The 17540-nt window shown below is 71.4% G+C and carries 18 protein-coding genes and 1 pseudogene; 10 read left to right on the top strand and 9 right to left on the bottom strand.

Annotation, left to right across the window (positions count from 1 at the left end; translation table 11 throughout):
* The first annotated feature begins 19 nt into the window (after positions 1 to 19).
* Genes KUF83_RS33790 through KUF83_RS33810 form a run of 5 tightly spaced genes read left to right on the top strand, consistent with a single transcriptional unit; the run spans position 20 to position 4287 of the window.
* Positions 20 to 1360, top strand: a complete 1341-nt coding sequence (locus tag KUF83_RS33790) for an L-fuconate dehydratase (RefSeq protein ID WP_217458824.1) — start codon at positions 20 to 22, stop codon at positions 1358 to 1360.
* The gene (locus KUF83_RS33795; RefSeq protein ID WP_217458825.1) at positions 1357 to 2112 is read left to right on the top strand and encodes an SDR family NAD(P)-dependent oxidoreductase; all 756 of its coding nucleotides are present in this window, start codon (positions 1357 to 1359) and stop codon (positions 2110 to 2112) included. The genes KUF83_RS33790 and KUF83_RS33795 overlap by 4 nt, the downstream gene beginning before the upstream one ends.
* An 8-nt stretch (positions 2113 to 2120) precedes the next feature.
* Positions 2121 to 3125: an aldo/keto reductase gene (locus tag KUF83_RS33800; protein WP_217458861.1), complete on the top strand. Its 1005-nt coding sequence runs from the start codon at positions 2121 to 2123 to the stop codon at positions 3123 to 3125.
* On the top strand, positions 3122 to 3436 hold the full coding sequence (locus tag KUF83_RS33805; RefSeq protein WP_217458826.1) for an L-rhamnose mutarotase: 315 nt from the start codon (positions 3122 to 3124) through the stop codon (positions 3434 to 3436). The genes KUF83_RS33800 and KUF83_RS33805 overlap by 4 nt, the downstream gene beginning before the upstream one ends.
* The gene (locus KUF83_RS33810) at positions 3433 to 4287 is read left to right on the top strand and encodes an amidohydrolase family protein (RefSeq protein ID WP_308403252.1); all 855 of its coding nucleotides are present in this window, start codon (positions 3433 to 3435) and stop codon (positions 4285 to 4287) included. The genes KUF83_RS33805 and KUF83_RS33810 overlap by 4 nt, the downstream gene beginning before the upstream one ends.
* Here the strand turns inward: KUF83_RS33810 and KUF83_RS33815 are convergent.
* Entirely contained in the window at positions 4275 to 5696 is a 1422-nt protein-coding gene (locus tag KUF83_RS33815; protein ID WP_217458827.1) for a lipase maturation factor family protein, read from the bottom strand. The two genes, KUF83_RS33810 and KUF83_RS33815, sit on opposite strands and share 13 nt — an antisense overlap.
* Positions 5697 to 6015: 319 nt before the next feature.
* Between KUF83_RS33815 and KUF83_RS33820 the strand changes: the two genes are divergently transcribed.
* Positions 6016 to 8094, top strand: a complete 2079-nt coding sequence (locus KUF83_RS33820) for a SpoIIE family protein phosphatase (protein WP_217458828.1) — start codon at positions 6016 to 6018, stop codon at positions 8092 to 8094.
* A gap of 106 nt (positions 8095 to 8200) precedes the next feature.
* Positions 8201 to 9064 carry an Fpg/Nei family DNA glycosylase gene (locus tag KUF83_RS33825; RefSeq protein ID WP_217458829.1) on the top strand — a complete coding sequence of 288 codons (864 nt, stop codon included), beginning with the start codon at positions 8201 to 8203 and terminating at the stop codon, positions 9062 to 9064.
* 60 nt (positions 9065 to 9124) lie between these two features.
* Here the strand turns inward: KUF83_RS33825 and KUF83_RS33830 are convergent, their stop codons facing one another.
* The 4 genes and pseudogenes from KUF83_RS33830 to KUF83_RS33840 all read right to left on the bottom strand — a co-directional run bounded on the left by KUF83_RS33830 (position 9125) and on the right by KUF83_RS33840 (position 11174).
* Positions 9125 to 9589: a hypothetical protein gene (locus tag KUF83_RS33830; protein ID WP_308403254.1), complete on the bottom strand. Its 465-nt coding sequence runs from the start codon at positions 9587 to 9589 to the stop codon at positions 9125 to 9127.
* 90 nt (positions 9590 to 9679) lie between these two features.
* A pseudogene (locus tag KUF83_RS42885) lies at positions 9680 to 9778 on the bottom strand (zf-HC2 domain-containing protein); the annotation flags it as partial.
* A 199-nt stretch (positions 9779 to 9977) separates the two neighbouring features.
* Entirely contained in the window at positions 9978 to 10493 is a 516-nt protein-coding gene (locus KUF83_RS33835) for a hypothetical protein (protein WP_217458831.1), read from the bottom strand.
* A gap of 135 nt (positions 10494 to 10628) precedes the next feature.
* Positions 10629 to 11174 (bottom strand): sigma-70 family RNA polymerase sigma factor, encoded by a 546-nt coding sequence (locus tag KUF83_RS33840; protein WP_217458832.1) that lies wholly within the window; start codon positions 11172 to 11174, stop codon positions 10629 to 10631.
* 315 nt (positions 11175 to 11489) lie between these two features.
* On the opposite strand from KUF83_RS33840, the gene KUF83_RS33845 reads away from it, so the two are divergent.
* Positions 11490 to 12641, top strand: coding sequence for a CapA family protein (locus KUF83_RS33845; protein ID WP_254644733.1), 1152 nt, complete (start codon positions 11490 to 11492; stop codon positions 12639 to 12641).
* A 59-nt stretch (positions 12642 to 12700) separates the two neighbouring features.
* Here KUF83_RS33845 and KUF83_RS33850 read toward each other — a convergent pair whose 3' ends face one another.
* Complete coding sequence (locus KUF83_RS33850) at positions 12701 to 13162, bottom strand: universal stress protein (RefSeq protein WP_217458834.1); 462 nt, start codon at positions 13160 to 13162, stop codon at positions 12701 to 12703.
* A 189-nt stretch (positions 13163 to 13351) separates the two neighbouring features.
* On the opposite strand from KUF83_RS33850, the gene KUF83_RS33855 reads away from it, so the two are divergent.
* Complete coding sequence (locus KUF83_RS33855) at positions 13352 to 14203, top strand: polysaccharide deacetylase family protein (RefSeq protein ID WP_217458835.1); 852 nt, start codon at positions 13352 to 13354, stop codon at positions 14201 to 14203.
* A gap of 64 nt (positions 14204 to 14267) precedes the next feature.
* On the opposite strand, the gene KUF83_RS33860 is transcribed toward KUF83_RS33855, so the two are convergent.
* Positions 14268 to 14930, bottom strand: coding sequence for a class F sortase (locus KUF83_RS33860; protein WP_217458836.1), 663 nt, complete (start codon positions 14928 to 14930; stop codon positions 14268 to 14270).
* Positions 14931 to 15262: 332 nt separating this feature from the next.
* On the opposite strand from KUF83_RS33860, the gene KUF83_RS33865 reads away from it, so the two are divergent.
* Entirely contained in the window at positions 15263 to 15751 is a 489-nt protein-coding gene (locus KUF83_RS33865; protein WP_217458837.1) for a hypothetical protein, read from the top strand.
* Positions 15752 to 15858: 107 nt separating this feature from the next.
* On the opposite strand, the gene KUF83_RS33870 is transcribed toward KUF83_RS33865, so the two are convergent.
* Together KUF83_RS33870 and KUF83_RS33875 are read right to left on the bottom strand one after the other, a co-directional pair.
* The gene (locus tag KUF83_RS33870) at positions 15859 to 16386 is read right to left on the bottom strand and encodes a hypothetical protein (protein WP_217458838.1); all 528 of its coding nucleotides are present in this window, start codon (positions 16384 to 16386) and stop codon (positions 15859 to 15861) included.
* Positions 16387 to 16605: 219 nt separating this feature from the next.
* Positions 16606 to 17370: a DUF4239 domain-containing protein gene (locus tag KUF83_RS33875; protein ID WP_217458839.1), complete on the bottom strand. Its 765-nt coding sequence runs from the start codon at positions 17368 to 17370 to the stop codon at positions 16606 to 16608.
* Positions 17371 to 17540: the final 170 nt, after the last annotated feature.

Consider the following 17540-nt stretch of genomic DNA (forward strand, 5'->3'; position numbering starts at 1 on the left):
TCGATCGAAAGGTATTTCTGTGTCCTCATCTGCCGCCCGTATCACCGCGGTCGACACCTACGACATCCGCTTCCCCACCTCGCGGGAGCTCGACGGTTCCGACGCGATGAACCCGGACCCCGACTACTCGGCCGCGTACGTCGTCCTGCGCTCGGACGCGACCGACGGCCTGGAGGGGCACGGCTTCACCTTCACCATCGGGCGGGGCAACGACGTCCAGGTCGCCGCGATCGAGGCACTGCGGCCGCACGTCCTCGGGCGCACGGTGGACGAGCTGTGCGCGGACCCCGGATCGCTCGCCCGTGACCTGACGGGAGACAGCCAACTGCGCTGGCTCGGGCCCGAGAAGGGCGTGATGCACATGGCGATCGGCGCCGTCGTCAACGCCGTCTGGGACCTCGCGGCCAAGAACGCACGCAAACCCCTGTGGCAGCTGCTCGCCGACGCCACGCCCGAATGGCTCGTGGCCCAGGTGGACTTCCGGTACATCGCGGACGTCCTCACGCCCGAGGACGCGCTGCGGCTGCTGCGCCGGGGCAAAGAGGGCTCCGCGGAACGCTCCGCGCTGCTGAAGGAGCGCGGCTTCCCCGGCTACACCACCTCGCCCGGCTGGCTGGGCTACTCCGACGAGAAGCTCACCCGGCTCGCCCGTCAGGCGGTCGCCGACGGCTTCACCCAGATCAAGCTGAAGGTCGGCGCGGACCTCGCCGACGACGTACGCCGCTGCCGGGTGGCACGCTCCGTGGTGGGCCCCGGCATCCGCATCGCCATCGACGCCAACCAGCGCTGGAACGTCGACGAGGCCATCGAGTGGACCAAGGCACTCGCCGAGTTCGACCCGTACTGGATCGAGGAGCCCACCAGCCCCGACGACATCCTCGGCCACGCGACGATCCGTGAGGCCGTCGCCCCGGTCAAGGTCGCCACCGGCGAGCACGTACAGAACCGGATCGTCTTCAAGCAACTGCTCCAGGCCGGCGCCATCGACGTCCTGCAGATCGACGCGGCCCGGGTCGGCGGCGTCAACGAGAACCTCGCGATCCTGCTCCTCGCCGCCAAGTTCGGGGTCCCCGTCTGCCCGCACGCGGGCGGTGTCGGGCTGTGCGAACTCGTCCAGCACCTCTCCATGTTCGACTACGTGGCGCTGTCCGGCACGACCGAGAACCGCGTGATCGAATACGTGGACCATCTGCACGACCACTTCCTCGACCCGGTGGTGATCAGAGAGGGTCGCTACACGGCACCCGCCACACCGGGCTTCTCCGCCACCATGCGGGCGGAGTCCGTCGCGGAGTTCACGTTTCCCGGCGGCACGTTCTGGGCCGCCGACCTCGACCGGCAGAAGGAGCAGGCCGCATGAGCGACTTCGAGGGACTCAGGGCCCTGGTGACGGGCGGCGCCTCCGGCATCGGCCGGGCCACCGCGGAACTGCTCGCCTCCCGGGGGGCCCGGGTCGCCGTCCTCGACCTGGACCCCGCGGGCGTCGAGAAGCCGCTGCTCGGCTACCGGGCCGACGTCACCGACGACGAGTCCGTGCGCCGGGCCGTCGCCGCCGCGGCCGCGGACCTCGGCGGCCTCGACGTACTGGTCAACAACGCGGGCATCGGCGCCCAGGGCACCGTCGAGGACAACGACGACGAGGTCTGGCACCGCGTGCTGGACGTCAACGTCGTCGGCATGGTCCGGGCGGCCAGGGCGGCGCTGCCGCACCTGCGGAAGTCCTCGCACGCGTCCATCGTGAACACGTGCTCCATCGCGGCCACCGCCGGTCTCCCGCAGCGCGCCCTGTACTCCGCGTCCAAGGGCGCCGTCCTGTCGTTGACCCTCGCCATGGCCGCCGATCACGTCCGGGAGGGCATCCGCGTCAACTGCGTGAACCCCGGCACCGTCGACACGCCGTGGGTCGGCCGCCTCCTGGACGCCGCGACGGACCCGGGCGCCGAACGGGCCGCACTGGAGGCCCGCCAGCCCACGGGACGCCTCGTCTCCGCGCCCGAGGTCGCGGGCGCCATCGCCTACCTGGCGAGCCCGCTGTCGGGCGCGACCACCGGCACGGCCCTCGCGGTCGACGGCGGGATGCAGGGGCTGCGGCTGCGTCCGGCGGGCCGGTGAGCGGGCCGGTGCGCAGGCTCGGCCGCAGCGGCGTCGAGGTCACCGGCCTGGCCCTCGGCGCCGCCGGTATCGGCAACCTCTTCACCGAGGTCGGCGAGGAACAGGCGCGGGAGACCGTGCGGGCCGCCTGGGACGCGGGCATCCGGTACTTCGACACCGCGCCCCACTACGGCATCGGCCTGTCCGAACGACGACTGGGCGCGGCCCTGCGCGAACGCCCCCGGTCGGCGTACACGATCTCCACCAAGGCCGGCCGCCTGCTGGAACCGACCGACGGGGGCGGCGACGACCGCGCCAACGGTTTCGCGGTGCCCGCCACGCACCGCCGCGTGTGGGACTTCAGCGCGGACGGCGTACGCCGGAGCCTGGACGCCAGCCTGGCACGGCTCGGCCTCGACCGGGTCGACGTCGTCTACCTCCACGATCCGGACGACCACGCCGAGCAGGCCTTCCGCGAGGGCTATCCGGCCCTGGAGGAGCTCCGTTCGCAAGGCGTGGTGGGCGCGATCGGCGCGGGCATGAACCAGACCGGGATGCTCACCCGCTTCGTCCGCGACACGGACGTCGACGTGGTCCTCTGCGCCGGGCGCTACACCCTCCTCGACCAGCGGGCACTCACCGACCTGCTGCCCGCCGCCCTGGAGCGTGGCACGTCCGTCGTCATCGGCGGCGCCTTCAACTCCGGTCTGCTGGCCGACCCGAAGCCCGGAGCGACCTACGACTACGCGGCAGCGCCACCCGACGTGCTGGACCGGGCGCTGGCCCTCAAAGCGGCGGCCGACCGGCACGGCACCACACTGCGCGCCGCCGCCCTCGCGTTCTGCGCCGCCCATCCGGCGGTCGCGTCCGTCCTCGTCGGCGCCCGTTCGCCGCACGAAGTCCGGGACTGTGCCGAGCAGTTCACGGCTCCTGTGCCCGACGGCCTCTGGCAGGAACTGCGGGCTACGGGCCTGCTGCCGGGCGAGGCCCCGGTGCCGGTGCCGCAGGACAAGCCGACCGGGAAGCCGTCATGAGAGTCGCCCTGCACACCAAGGTCCGCGCCGACCGGATCGCCGCGTACGAGGCCGCCCACCGTGAGGTCCCGGCGGAACTCACGGACGCGATCCGCGCCGCCGGGGCCACGTCCTGGACGATCTGGCGCAGCGGCACCGACCTCTTCCACCTCCTGGAGTGCGAGGACTACACGCGGTTGCTCGCGGAGCTGGAGAAGCTGCCGGTCAACATCGCCTGGCAGGCCCGGATGGCGGACCTGCTGGACGTGGTGCACGACTACTCGGCCGAGGGCTCCGGAGCGGGACTGCCGGTCGTCTGGGAGCTGCCGTGACGGGGCGGACCGGAGTCGTCGACGCCCACCACCACGTCTGGGACCTCGCCGTGCGCGACCAGGACTGGATCTCCGGCCCCGAACTGGCGCCCCTGAGAAGGAACTTCACCATCGGCGACCTGGCCCCGGAGGCACACGCCGCCGGTGTCTCGCGAACCGTCCTCGTGCAGACGGTCACGGTGGCGGAGGAGACCCCGGACTTCCTTGCCCTCGCGGCGCAGAGCGAACTGATCGGCGGAGTCGTCGGCTGGACCGATCTCACCCGCCCCGACGTCGCCGACGAACTGGCCCGCCTTCGCGCACTGCCGGGCGGCCGTCACCTCAAGGGAATCCGCCACCAGGTCCAGGGCGAACCGGATCCCGAATGGCTGGTGCGCGAGGACGTACAGCGCGGCCTCGCGGCGGTCGCCGAGGCGGGCCTGGTCTACGACCTGGTCGTCCTTCCGCACCAACTCCCCGCCTGTACGCGGGCGGCGCAGCGCCGTCCGGAACTCACCTTCGTGCTGGACCACTTGGGCAAACCGTCCATCGCCGCCGGGCAGATGCAGCCCTGGGCCACCGACGTCCGCGCCCTCGCCGCCCTGCCGAACACCGTCTGCAAGCTCTCCGGAATGGTCACGGAGGCGGATCCGCGGGGCTGGACGACGGGCGACCTGACGCCCTACGCGGACACGGCGCTGGACGCCTTCGGGCCCGGACGCCTCATGTTCGGCTCCGACTGGCCGGTGTGCACGCTCGTCGCCTCGTACACCGAAGTAGCCGACACGGCGGCTCAGTTGACCGCGACGCTCGGCGAGAGCGAGCGTGAGGAGGTCTTCGCGGGCACCGCGACCCGCGTCTACGGACTCTGAGCCGCCCCGGCCAGTCCCGTCGGCGGCAGGAACTCCCGCACATACGTCCGCTCCCAGCACGCGCCCGTCTCCCGCAGCTCCCGCCAGGTCGTGTACCGGTAGCGGTAGAGGCGGGCCCGGACGTGGCGGGGAGGGGCGTCCGGTGGGAACGGGCAGTGGCGCAGGAGGCGCAGTGTGTCGCGGTCGTTCTCCAGCAGCCGTTCCACGAAACCGCCGAACCAGGGCTCGGCGTAGGCGGGGGACAGCGCGGCGAACCACATCATCCAGTCGAGCCGCAGGTGGTAGGGGGCGAACTGGCGGGGCCAGCGGCGGGGGTCGCCCGGCTTGCCCCTGAACCCGTACTCCCGCCACCCCGCGTCCTCGTGGGGCGTCCGGTCGGCCGTGCCCTCGACCACCACCTCGTACCGGGTCCGGCTGACGCTGCCGAACGCCCCGTAGGTGTTCACCAGGTGGAGCGGGTCGAAGGAGCGGTTCATGGACTGGTGGCGGGACAGCATGTTGCGGACCGGGCGGTGGCTGAGCCCCACGAGCAGCGCGGCGGCCGTCAGGACCACGACCTCGTACCAGAGCGGGGCGCCGGGCACGTCCGGGCCCCTGCCGGGCAGCTCCAGTGCCGACAGGGCCAGCACGATCGTGATCCAGTTCAGCCAGGCGAAGTTCCCGGACAGGACCAGCCACAACTGGGTGACGATCATCAGGCAGGCGGCTGCCGTCGCGATGGGCTGGGGGGCGAACAGCAGGAAGGGCACGACGAGTTGGGTGACATGGTTGGCGGCCACCTCGACCCGGTGGAAGGGTTTCGGGAGGTGGTGGAAGAACCAGCTCAGCGGACCCGGCATCGGCTGGGTCTCATGGTGGTGGTCGAGGCAGGTCAGCTTCCGCCAGCACGCGTCGCCGCGCATCTTGATCAGGCCGGCCCCGAACTCGACGCGGAACAGGAGCCAGCGCAGCAGGAAGAGGACCACCACGGGCGGGGCGATCTCGTCGTTGCCCAGGAACACCGCGAGGAAGCCGGTCTCCAGCAGCAGGGACTCCCAGCCGAAGCCGTACCAGGTCTGGCCGACATTGACGATCGACAGGTACATCACCCAGGGGACGAGCCACAGCAGCATGCCGCCCCACAAGGGGAGTCGGTTGTCCAGGCCCGCGATCAGCGCCACCGACACCGCGCAGCCCGTCCAGGCCCAGGCGGCGAAGAAGCGGTCTGAGCAGTGGAGATGGAACACACTCGGTGACCGCCGGAACGGCACCCGGGCGACGAACCGGGACACCGGGAGCATGCCGCGCTCGCCGATCAGCGCACGGAACTGCAGCGCCGCGCCGAGGAACGCGACGAGATAGAGCACGGCCAGCCCCCGCTGGAAGACCAGCCGGCCGGTCCAGTACTCGGAGGCGGTGAACCACTCCACGTCGCGCTCTCCCCATCTTCTCGCGGTGACGTTGGGTGACCCGGCTTGCGGGACGGTCGAAGTCGAAGCGGACAATAGTGAACATATTGCCCTGCCCGGAACGGCAGGTCGGCGTGCGCCTACCCACCGGAACCCTCGCCACGGCCGGCACCCTCTGAAGCCGCCGGTCACCCTCCACGAGAGCCCGGCCCGCCGGGGCCGCCCCTGGCCCGGCCACCGGCCCGGTGGGGCCGGGGAGACGGCAGGCCCACGGTTCCGCGCGGCCGACCGGGGCGCCCTACGAGTCGAGGATTCGGGTAAACCCTGACAAGGTGGGCTCATGGTTGATCGGGGTGCGAGCGCCCTGTCACTCCCGGACGACTGGCCCGCCCACCCGGATCCGATCCTGGCGCTCAATCGCATGGGCAGTTTCGACTGGGACCTGGACACCGGCGTCATGCAGATGGACGCGGTCGCCCACGAGATCTTCGACGTCCTCCCCGAGGAGTACGCGGGCCGCCCCGAGAACCTGGCCCCGCGGGTGCCTCCGGACGAGGCCCACCGCCTCGACACGCATGTCTCCACGTCCCTCAAGAACGGCAGCGAGAACTACGGCGCGTACTTCCGCATCCGCCGCCGGGACGGCACCCTGCGCTGGACCCACACCCAGGGCTACATCCGGCGCGACGAGACCGGCAGGCCGCGCCGCATCATCGGCATCGTCCGCGACGCCACCCAGGAGCTGAGCGAGGCCCAGGACCGCCGCGAGCAGGCGGCCCTGGACGACGAGGCCCGCCTGCGGCAGACGAACGTCGTGCAGATCACCACGGCGGCCCTCGCGCACGCCCGGACGGTCCAGGACGTCATCGACGTCCTGAAGAACAACCAGGGCGTCACCCACCTGGGCGCGACCAGCCTGGTCATGGGCCTGGTCGAGGCCGGCCGCATCCGGCTGGTCGCCGAGGGCCCGGAGGACAGCTTCGTGCCCGGCACCCTGGTCACCCGCATCGACGAGCAGTACCCGATGAGCGAGGTCGTGCGCACCCTCACCCCGCGTTTCATCGAGTCGCCGGAGGAGTTCGCCGAGTCCTACCCGCTGCTGTGGCCGAACATCACCGGCCTGGGCATCACCTCGGCGGCGTACCTGCCGCTCATCGCGCAGGCCCGGCCCATCGGGGCCATGGGGCTGCTCTACAACGACCGGCGCGGCTTCTCGGCCCAGGACCGCAACGTCCTCGTCGCGCTCGGCAGCAGCATCGCGCAGAGCCTCCAGCGCGCCATGTTCTACGAGCAGGAGAAGGACCTCGCCCAGGGGCTCCAGCAGGCGATGCTGCCGCGTTCGATCCCGAGCATCCCGGGCGCCGACGTCGCCGTGCGCTACCGCTCCGGCTCCCTCGGCCGTGAGATCGGAGGCGACTGGTACGACGTGATCCCGCTGCCCGGCGGCCGTGTGGGTGCCGTCATCGGTGACGTCCAGGGACACGACACGCACGCGGCCGCCGTCATGGGCCAGCTGCGCATCGTCCTGCGCGCCTACGCGGCGGAGGGCCACACCCCCGCCACCGTCATGGCCCGCGCCTCCGTGTTCCTCCACGAACTCGACACCGAGCGCTTCGCGACCTGTCTGTACGCGGAGGCCGACCTGTCCACCGGCGTCATGCAGGTCGTCCGGGCGGGCCACATCGACGCACTGGTCCGTGACACGGACCGCGCCTGCCGCAGGCTTTCCGTCGACGGAGGGCTGCCGCTCGGTCTGTCCGCCGAGTTCGGACGGCTCGAGTACCCGGTCAACACCATCGAGCTCGGCCCCGGCCAGACCCTGCTCCTGTGCACCGACGGTCTCGTCGAACAGCCGGGGATCGACCTCGACGACGGCATGCGGACCCTCCGCGCGCTCATCGCCACGGGACCCGACGACGTCCGCGATCTCGCCGACCGGCTCATCGACGTCGCGGAGGAGCGCGGCGGCGAGGACGACGTGGCGCTGCTCCTCCTGCGCCGTCACACCGCGGACGCGCAGCGCTCCGGCGGGCGGCTCCAGCAGCATGTCGGGCCCGGGGACCCCGAGGCGCTCCGTGAGGCCCGGCACATGGTCCGGGCCGCCGTACGGGCCTGGGGCGCCCAGGAGCGAGCCGACGAGATCGAACTGATCGCCGACGAACTGATCACCAACGCCCTCATGCACACGGAGGGCTCCGCCGTGGTGACCCTGCGGGCCCTGACCGGCCCGGACCGCCGGCTCCGTGTCGAGGTCGAGGACGCCTCCAGCGCCCTGCCGCGACGCCGGGAGGCGGGGGAGGCCGGTGTCTCCGGGAGGGGCCTCCTGCTGGTGGACCGGCTCGCGGACGTGTGGGGCGTGGAGGCCCGGGGTGCCGGCAAGTGCGTGTGGTGCGAGTTCCTGGTGCCGGACCGGGAGTGAGGGGGCCGCGGCCCGCGCGTGGTGGACGTGCGGGGCGCTGTGCGCGTGGGGCGGGCGTGCGCTGCTCCCCGCGCCCCCTGAGGGGCTCCGGTGGCATTCTGGATCCATGCCGGAACTGCCCGAGGTCGAAGCGTTGCGGGGCTTCCTGGTCGATCACCTGGTCGGCCGCGAGATCGTTCGCGTGCTGCCCGTCGCGATCAGTGTGCTGAAGACGTACGACCCGCCGCTCGCCGCCCTGGAGGGCCGTGAGGTGACGGCCGTGCACCGGCACGGCAAGTTCCTGGACCTGGAGACGGCCGGCGGCCCCCACTTCGTCACGCACCTGGCACGGGCCGGCTGGCTCCACTGGAAGGACCGGCTCCCCGACGGGCCGCCCCGCCCCGGCAAGGGCCCGCTCGCGATGCGCGTCGCCCTGGAGACGGGGGAGGGCTTCGACCTCACCGAGGCCGGCACCCAGAAGCGGCTGGCGGTGTACGTCGTACGGGACCCGGGGGAGGTCCCCGGTGTGGCCCGCCTCGGACCGGACCCGCTGGCCGACGACTTCGACGAGGTCCGGTTCGCGAAGCTGCTGGCAAGCGAGCGCAGACAGCTCAAGGGCGCGCTGCGGGACCAGAGCCTGATCGCGGGGGTGGGGAACGCCTACAGCGACGAGATCCTGCACGCCGCGAGGATGTCGCCCTTCAAGCTCGCCTCCGCCCTGACCGAGCAGGAGACACGGCGACTGTACGAGGCGCTGCGCGGCACGCTCGGGGAGGCCGTCGAGCGCTCCCACGGGCTGGCCGCGGGCCGGCTGAAGGCCGAGAAGAAGAGCGGCCTGCGGGTCCACGGACGTACCGGCGAACCCTGCCCGGTCTGCGGGGACACCATCCGCGAGGTCTCCTTCAGTGACTCGTCGCTCCAGTACTGCGCCACCTGCCAGACCGGTGGCAAGCCCCTCGCGGACCGCAGGACGTCCAAGTTCCTGAAGTAGCCCCGGGCGCCGTGTCCGGCCGGCGGGGCCTTCGCGTACGGGCCGTCAGGCAGCCCCGGTTCAGGGAGCCTTGAGTGTCACCAGCACCTTCTTTCCCGTCCGTACCTCGTAGCGGACGATGTCGGTGGGATGCATCGCGGCCGCGCCCGGCATGGCCTCGGAGGCCGGCGGGGCGTTCTTGGGGACGGTCCAGCTCAGGATGACCTGCTCGGAACCGTCGTGACCGATGGCCACGAGCTCGCAGGCCTGGGAGGCGGAGGCGTTCTTGACCCGCAGGTCCACCTCGCTGCCCCAGGCCCGGTCGAGGGTGGTGACCTCGGCCCACACCCCGGATTCCGGGTCGGTCGCGGCGACCGTCCTGCTGTTCGCGGCCTCGTCCCCGGTGAAGACCGCGACCGCGGGCCCGCCGACGGCGAACACCACGGCTGCCGCCACCGCGAACAGCCAGCGCCTGCGCCCGCCTCTGCGGGCCGAGACGACATCGTCCAGGAGCCGGTCCAGCAGGGCCGGTCCCGCTTGCGTCATGGGGTGCACCGTGCGCGGTGTCGCCTGGGCGTAAGCCCGCAACGACCGTGTGGTGGCGGACAGTTCATGTACCTGAACCGCACACTGGGGACACTCCATGAGGTGGTCCTCGAAGCGGAAGGCATCCGCCTCGTCCAGCACGCCTAGCGCGTATGCGCCGACGTCGCGGTGGCGTTCCAGCGACCTCATACCAAATCCTCGTGCCGTGCCGATGGGGGTGTGTGCGCGGAGTAGCTACTTGCCCACAGGTACGCAGGAGACCGGCGAATCACTCAAGTCCTGTCCGGAACCAACCAGGAGATTCGGAGCGGTCGGGCCCGCGGATTGGTCGAGGTTCGAAAAAAAACTGGTCAGAGGAGCCGGCCGCGGGACTCCGCCCCCGGATCGGTCAGAAAAGATGGATCGCCAGGTGCCCGAGCGGCAGCCCGAGCTGCCAGGCCGGGGTCCAGACCTTCGGCCCGTCGTCCTCCCCGATGACGGGCCCGCCGCCCGGTACCGCGTCCAGGTCGGGCGCGAGCAGCTCGGTCTCCTCCAGCCAGCGCCAGGCCTCCGCCGCCAGATCCAGGTCCGGCGTGGGACCGCCCGACTCGACTGCCTCGGCCGCGAGCCCCGCCATGCGCTCGCCCACCCAGTCCTGCCACGGCTGGTCGTACGCCGTCAGCGACAGCCACGTCTCCAGCTGCGTCACCACCCGGATGCCGGAGAGTTCGCCGCTCGTGTCGGACAGGAAGATCGTGAGCGCCAGGGCGTCACGTCCCGCACGGAACTCGAAGGACGTGGGCGGCATCAGATCGCCGGTCCGCAGCAGTTCGTCGGCGATGTACTCGGCGTACAACCAGGCCATGGGGACGGTGAGTTCACCGCCGCCGGCGCCGTCCGTGCTCTCTTGACCTCTGTGCAGCATCCCTTCCTGCCCTCCTCCGGTGCGTGCGCGTCGCCCGACTCCGGGCCCCAGTCGGGAACACGGATGAGGACAGCTGATTGCTCAACCATGATCCTCAGCAAGGCGCTTTACGGAGGTTTGACTCGGCCTTCGGTTTCACCGCAGGTCGGCCGCGTATCCCGGAAGAACCCGGCGCAGGGCGCGCAGCGCGTAGTACGCGCGAGACTTCACGGTACCGGGCGGAATCCCCAGGGCCGCGGCGGCCTCCGCCACACTCGCCCCCCGGAAATACACCTGCACCAGGACTTCACGGTGCTCGGGAGTGAGTGTCTTCACAGCCTCCCGCACATCGAGGGTCGCCACGGAGCGTTCCGCGTGATCGGCCGCGACCCGCGCGCTCTCCAGCACGGCGTCCCCGACCTCGGCGGGCCGCGCCTGCCGGGCCCGCCGGGCGTCTATGGCCAGCCGTCGCCCCACGGTGAGCAGCCAGGGCCGTACGGAGTCGAAGTCGTCGGCCCGCAGGGCCTCGGGATGCTGCCAGGCGCGTACGAACGTCTCCTGCACCAGATCCTCGGCACGCTGGCGGTCTCCGTCGGAGAGCCTCAGCATCAGGGCGAAGAGCGGTGCGCCGTGCTCCCGCTGCAATTCGGCCAGCTCGTGCTCGGCGGTCGTCCTGCTGGTCATGGTGATGGCGGCCGTCATGGCCGTATGCCAGCGCAGGGCGTGCCGCCGGGACAGGGCCCCGACGCGGCTCGTCGGCAGACGGTCGAACCCGTCGACGAACGGTACGACGAACGGTCAACCGGGACGGAAGGCTCCGCCTCCGCATCCCCGTCCGGTCCGAACGGGCTCCTTCCTGGGCATCGAACGGACCAACCGCGGTGGCGCCTTCTTGACTCTCCTTTCCTTCTGTTTATGAATATGTATCAACTCATAAGTTGATATGACCGCATAGGCCCTGTGTGAGGCCGTACGGGAACGAGGTCGAGGATGTCGAGGACGCCACGTACCCGGCGGATGGCAGCAGCGTCAGTGGCGCTGTGCCTCGCGGGCCTCGCGAGCTGTCAGGGCGACGGCGGGGCGGGACGCGGCGGGAGCCCGGTCGGCGCCGGCGCGTCCGCGAACAGCTTCACGCTGGTCGCCTCCGGCGACGTCCTCCCGCACAGCTCGATCATCGACAAGGCGCACGCCGACGCGGGCGGCCGGGGCTACGACTTCCGCCCGATGCTGTCGGGCGTCAAACCCGTCGTGGCCCGCGCCGACCTGGCGATCTGCCACATGGAGACGGTGTACGGGGCGGACGGCGACTACACCGGATACCCCACCTTCAAGTCGCCGCCGCAGATCGCCGAGGGCCTCGCCGCGACCGGCTACGACGCCTGCTCCACCGCCTCCAACCACACGCTGGACGACGGCTCCGCCGGTGTCCACCGCACTCTCGACGCGCTCGACCGGGCCGGTGTGCGGCACGCGGGATCCGCCCGCAGCGCGGCGGAGGCGAGCGTGCCCACGATCATGCAGGCCGGCGCGGCGAAGGTGGCCCATCTCGCCTACACGTACGACACGAACGGCATCCCGCTGCCGCCCGGCGAACCCTGGACCGTCAACCTGATCGACCCCGACCGGATCGTCGCCGACGCCAGGGCGGCCCGGAAGGCGGGCGCCGACGTCGTGGTCGTCTCCCTGCACTGGGGCACCGAGTGGCAGGACGAGCCCGACCTCCGGCAGCGCGAACTGGGCGAGCGGCTCACCGGGTCCCGTACGGGCGGCCGTCCCGACCTCGACCTCGTCCTCGGCACCCACGCGCACGTCCCGCAGGCGTACGAGAAGGTGAACGGCACCTGGGTGATCTACGGCATGGGCGACCAGATCGCCGGGGCGATGGTCAACCACAGCGGCGCCCACGATCCGCGCGGCAACGAGAGCACCATCGGCCGCTTCACCTTCGCCCCGCCCGGAGAGCCCGGCGGCCGCTGGCGGGTCGAGAAGGCCGAGTTCGTCCCTCAGTGGTTCGACCTCCGGACGGGGCGCGTCGTCGACCTCAGCGCCGCGAACGGCCAGGACGCCGACGTGAAGGCGGTACGGGACCGCATCCGCCGCGTCGTCCTCAGCCGGGGCGCGGGCGAGGACGGCCTCGTCATGGCGAAGCCGCCCGCCACGGCGGAGTGACACCCGCACCCGGTGCCGGTGCCCTGTGCCCGGTTCTCGGTGCCGGGTGGCCGTGCGGTCTACGGCACCACCGTCACCGGCCAGCGCCCCGCCTTCACCAACCGGATCGCGACGGAACCGACGATCCGGTGCCCCGCCTGCTCCGACGCGCCCACCACGACCGCGTCGGCCTTCAGCTGGTCGGCCGCGGAGACGAGCCCGTTGTACGGGTCGCCGCGGAAGGTGTGGAACTCCCAGCGCACGTCGAATATGTCCTTGACCTGCTCGGTCGAGTGCCGGATCTCCCGGACCAGCTCCTCGGCGATCGCGTCGGTGGTCTCCGCGACCGGAACCCCGTAAGCGGCGCCGGCCGTCATGACCGGCTGGATGTAGACCAGCGCGAGCAGCGCCCGCTGGCGCCGGGCCAGACCGGCGGCGTAGGCGGCCGCACGCAGTGAGGAGTCGGAGCCGTCCACACCGACCACGATGACCTTGGGCCCGTCGGTGCCCCGTTCGAACTGGTGGGAGTGCTGTTCCGTCACGGCCCGAGGCTATCCGAACCACCGGACCGGGCCACCGCCCGGCCGCCACCCGACGGGGCTCCGGAACCCGCCCCCGCCGCTCGCGGACCACCGCCGAGCCGCCCCGCAGATGCTCTCAACGGGTGCTTTCATACGTCCGCTCCGGTGTCTATGTGCTGCGGCGGGCCTCCATCGGGCGACTGATTACTCATGAATAAGGATCAGTTCCTTCCGCGGCGCCGGGCGTTGCTCGCCGGTGCCGCCGTCCTGGGTGCGGCGGGTGTGGCCGGCACGGCGCGACTGCTCACCGCCGACCCGGGCCCCCCGGCGCGGCCCGCCGCCGCTCCCGCCGCCGGAGCCCAGGCGAGGAGGAGGGTGGCCGGGAGGCCGGCCGCCTACCGTCTGCAGCCCATCGCCGGATACGAACCGGCCCGTGGCACGGCGGCGCGCACCCTCGTACGGCACGAACCGTTCCTGCGGATGTCGGGACGCGGCCGCAGCATGGTGCTGACCTTCGACGACGGCCCCGACCCCCGTTACACCCCGGACATCCTGCGGGCGCTCAAGGCCCACGACGTACGCGCCATGTTCTTCGTGTGCGGCGAGATGGCCGTCGAGAACAAGGACATGCTGCGCCGGATGTCGGACGAGGGGCACATCGTCGGCAACCACACCTGGTCCCACCCGCTCCTGACCCGGCTCAGCCGGTCCGCGATCCGCTCCCAGATGGAGCGCACCTGCGACGTCATCGAGGAGGCGTACGGGGAACGGCCGGGCTGGTTCCGCGCGCCCTACGGGGCCTGGAACCGGGCGGCCTTCCAGATCGGCGCCGAACTGGGCATGGAGCCGCTCGCCTGGACGGTCGACACCCTCGACTGGAAGACGCCGGGCGCCGGTGCCATCGAGAACCGGGTCATCGACGGCGCCGCCCCCGGTGTCGTGGTCCTCGCGCACGACGCGGGCGGCGACCGCTCGCAGAGCGTGAGAGCACTGCGCGACTACCTGCCGCGCCTGCTGGACTCGGGGTATCACATCACCGTGCCCCGGCGGCAGTTCGCCTAGGCCCGGGGAATTCCATGGATTCCATGGAATTCCCCGGGCCTTCGCCCGCCCGGTCGGGGAATCCTCAGCGGACCTCGACCAGGCGGGCGAACGCGACGACGTTCCCGTCGTAGCCGTTCTGCTGGGAGAAACCGCCCCCGCAGGTGATGACACGCAATTCGGGGGTTCCGGAGTTTCCGTAGACGCGGTCACCGGGGAAGTTGTTCTTCTCGAACACCTCGATGCCGTAGATCTCGAATACGGCGGTCTTTCCGTCCTTGCGTCCGACCTCGACGCGGTTCCCTTTCTTGAGGGCGCCCAGACCGTAGAAGACGGCGGGTCCCTGACTGTTGTCGACGTGACCCACGACGACGGCGGTGCCCTTCTCGCCGGGCGAGACCGCGCCCGAGAACCACCCCGCCAGATTCGGGTCCTCCGGCGGCGGCGCGTCCACCCAGCCCTCCATGTCGAGACCCACCGGCACGGCGGGGGCGTCGACCCGGATCGCCGGGATCCTGATGCGGTCCACCACGGAGAACGACAGCGGGGCGGGAGCGCCCGGCCGGGACCTGTCCATGGCATTGCTGTCGGCGGCGGCGGCCGTCGCGGGCTGCGGGGGCCCCACGTCGAACTCTCCCGAGCCGTTCCGAATGAGAGCCAGGCCCGTCAGCAGAACAAGCGCTATGACACCCCAGGGAGCGCGCTTCTTGGGGCGCTCCTCCTCTTCGGCCAGCTCGGACACGGACATTCGCAAACCCCTCTCGACGCGGCCGTCGCCACGTCCGTCGCGCATATGAGAACGCTAGACGCCCGGCGCGCGGGGGGCGACGGGAGAAGCGCGAACGGGTGGCGGGGAGGGGTGCCGTGCGCCATACGAGTCTGGGCCGGAAGGAAATTTCTGACGGTCCGTGACCTGCGGCAATATCCGATTGTCTTCCTTTCTGTCGGCGTGTCCCCTCACCAGGACGGACCATTCTCGAAATGCGGCCCTGTGCACGGCAACTGAGGGTCAGTCTGGGAGGCGTTCTCTCGCCGATCGACCCGGGGACGGTTCCCGGGGCGCCTTCCGCGGAGGATCACATGCGTAGCACTCGTGCCCTGGCGGTCTCTGTGACAGCGGTCGCCGCCCTCGGACTCGCCGCTCCCCAGGCCGCGGCCTGGGACAACCCGAGCAACATCGTCGTCATGCCCAGCGTCATCGCCCGGGGCGGACAACTGACCGTGACCGTCGACGGGTGCCGGGACGGCGGCACCATGACGTCCAACGCGTTCCCCCAGGCCACTCTCTCGAGCGTCCACGGCAGCAACACCGAGATGGCGAAGGGGACCGCGACCGTCAACAGCTCGGCCACCCCGGGCGCGTACGACATCACGGTCCGCTGCAACCGCAAGTCGCTCACCAAGCCGCAGGCCTTCACCGTCATCGGCGGGGTCCGCGGTGGTCTCGGTGGCAGCAGCTCCACCGGTGCCACGCCGACCGACGTGGCGATCGGCGGTGGTCTGGTGGGGCTGGCTCTCGTCGGTGGCGGGGTGTTCTGGATGCGTCGCCGTTCCGAGAGCAAGATCTGAGTCGCGACCCGCGACGACCGGCTTTTCCCTTCGAGGACCGCCTCGCACGTGAACGGCCCTTCGCCCCGGACCCTCAAGGGTTCCGGGGCGAAGGGCCGTCCGGTGCGTCAGCCGCCGTGCTCGCCGGCGCGTCTGCGCGACCAGTGCCAGGCCGCGCCGACCGAGCCGGCGATGAGCGCCGCCCCGAGCCCGATCTCGCCCAGGTCGAAGCCGCCGGCGGAGCCGCCGACGCCCGCCTTGACGCCCCGGTGGAGGGGCACGGGAGTATGCGTCGGGTTGTTCGGCCGGCCGCCGGCGATGGTGAGCTCCGTATGGCCGGATTCGTTCCCGCACTGGAACTTCACCTCGTACACCGCGCCGGGTTTGGCCTCCCAGTCGACGGTGGCCGTGCCCGTGCCCTGTCCCTTGTGGATCGTCACCGTGTCGAAGACGCCGGAGGTGACCTTGGTGTCGGACCGGCAGCCGTTGACCGAGAGCGTGACGCGGCCGCCCGCGGCGATGGTCGACGGGGCGACGTCGAAGCCGAACGAGGTGATGTCGCGCTCCCCGTCCTCTCCGGCGACGGCGGCGGGTGCGGTGAGGGTCAGGGCGGTCATGCCCAGCAGTGCGGCCGAAACGACGCGTATCGCGCGCATGGTGAGTCCTCCGGGTCCCGAGGAGCAGCCCGCGGACCTTTTCCGCTGCGCCGTACGTGCACCTCGCTGATCGAAACGCTAGGAAGGTGCGGGCGCCGGCGCGATCGGTGTCGCGCGAATGGGGCAACCGTGTGGGCCGAACCGGGGAGCGCGTACCCGCGGCCGGGGGACGGGCGCGGCGTGGCGCCCGCCCCGCGGGCGGGTCGTGGTGAGGGTCCGTCACCCTCCGGCTTTGGGGAAGAGTGTCAGGAACGGATCGGCGGTGGCCGTGATCCCGCGGCTGTAGGGAGCGTCGAAGTCCCAGATGAGGAACAGCAGGAAGGCGATCAGGGCGGCGAACAGACCCGCCAGGATCACCTCGCGCAGGGTGCGGCGGATCTGCAGCGCGAAGATCAGCCCGACGGTCACCACGGCTCCCGTGATCAGCCCGAACCACACGACGCCCGGCATGGTCGGCGCCGTCGACTCGGCGCGGGCGGTGCGTGCGGCGTCCGCCGCGGTCACCTGGTCCAGGAGCGGCTGGTAGGCCTGGGCCTCGAAGTCGGTCCTCGGTTCGTAGTCGGTGATGTCGTGGCGGACGCGGTTCAGCAGCTTCGTCCCCCGCTCGGTGACGTGGCCGTGCTCCGCCATCGTCTTCCACTCGGTCGTCACGACGTGGTCGACGTAGGCGTCGACGTCACCCCGGATGCGGTCACGCGTGTCGGGCGGATAGACGCGTACCCGCTCGGAGATCTCGTGCAGCGCGTGCGCCTCCGTCTGGACGTGGTCCTCGGCGACACCCCGTGCCTCCCACACACCGGCGATGGCCAGGCCGAGCACGATGGCGTAGACCACGCCGATCATCATCGTCATGTACTCGATGACGTCCGGGGTGTCGGACGGATCGTCGTCCTCGGCGGCCGTGTGGTGCCGCACGAAGGTGACGATGAGGACGACGACACTCGCAGCCGCCATCGCGAGGGCGAGAACAAGCCATTCCGACAAGGAGTTCCTCCAGGGGTCATCGCGGGCGCAGCGCGGCGACGGCGAGCACTGCGGGCGCGGTGATGAGCAGGGTGAGCGACACCAGGGACGGGCCGCCGCGCGGTGGGGCCTTGCGTACGCCCACGCGGTACGGCGGATAACTCACCGGAGCCGGCGACGGACCGGGCCGC

This window comes from Streptomyces sp. BV286 (assembly GCF_019090165.1).
In the GTDB taxonomy this organism is placed as follows: Bacteria; Actinomycetota; Actinomycetes; order Streptomycetales; family Streptomycetaceae; genus Streptomyces.

Coding starts and splice junctions, on each gene's coding strand:
- KUF83_RS33825 (WP_217458829.1), top strand. CDS start 8,201: ATGCCGGAACTGCCCGAGGTCGAAGCGTTGCGGGGCTTCCTGGTCGAT.
- KUF83_RS33840 (WP_217458832.1), bottom strand. CDS start 11,174: ATGACGGCCGCCATCACCATGACCAGCAGGACGACCGCCGAGCACGAG.
- KUF83_RS33835 (WP_217458831.1), bottom strand. CDS start 10,493: ATGCTGCACAGAGGTCAAGAGAGCACGGACGGCGCCGGCGGCGGTGAA.
- KUF83_RS33865 (WP_217458837.1), top strand. CDS start 15,263: ATGCGTAGCACTCGTGCCCTGGCGGTCTCTGTGACAGCGGTCGCCGCC.
- KUF83_RS33805 (WP_217458826.1), top strand. CDS start 3,122: ATGAGAGTCGCCCTGCACACCAAGGTCCGCGCCGACCGGATCGCCGCG.
- KUF83_RS33830 (WP_308403254.1), bottom strand. CDS start 9,589: ATGACGCAAGCGGGACCGGCCCTGCTGGACCGGCTCCTGGACGATGTC.
- KUF83_RS33820 (WP_217458828.1), top strand. CDS start 6,016: ATGGTTGATCGGGGTGCGAGCGCCCTGTCACTCCCGGACGACTGGCCC.
- KUF83_RS33845 (WP_254644733.1), top strand. CDS start 11,490: ATGGCAGCAGCGTCAGTGGCGCTGTGCCTCGCGGGCCTCGCGAGCTGT.
- KUF83_RS33795 (WP_217458825.1), top strand. CDS start 1,357: ATGAGCGACTTCGAGGGACTCAGGGCCCTGGTGACGGGCGGCGCCTCC.
- KUF83_RS33870 (WP_217458838.1), bottom strand. CDS start 16,386: ATGCGCGCGATACGCGTCGTTTCGGCCGCACTGCTGGGCATGACCGCC.
- KUF83_RS33860 (WP_217458836.1), bottom strand. CDS start 14,930: ATGTCCGTGTCCGAGCTGGCCGAAGAGGAGGAGCGCCCCAAGAAGCGC.
- KUF83_RS33855 (WP_217458835.1), top strand. CDS start 13,352: ATGAATAAGGATCAGTTCCTTCCGCGGCGCCGGGCGTTGCTCGCCGGT.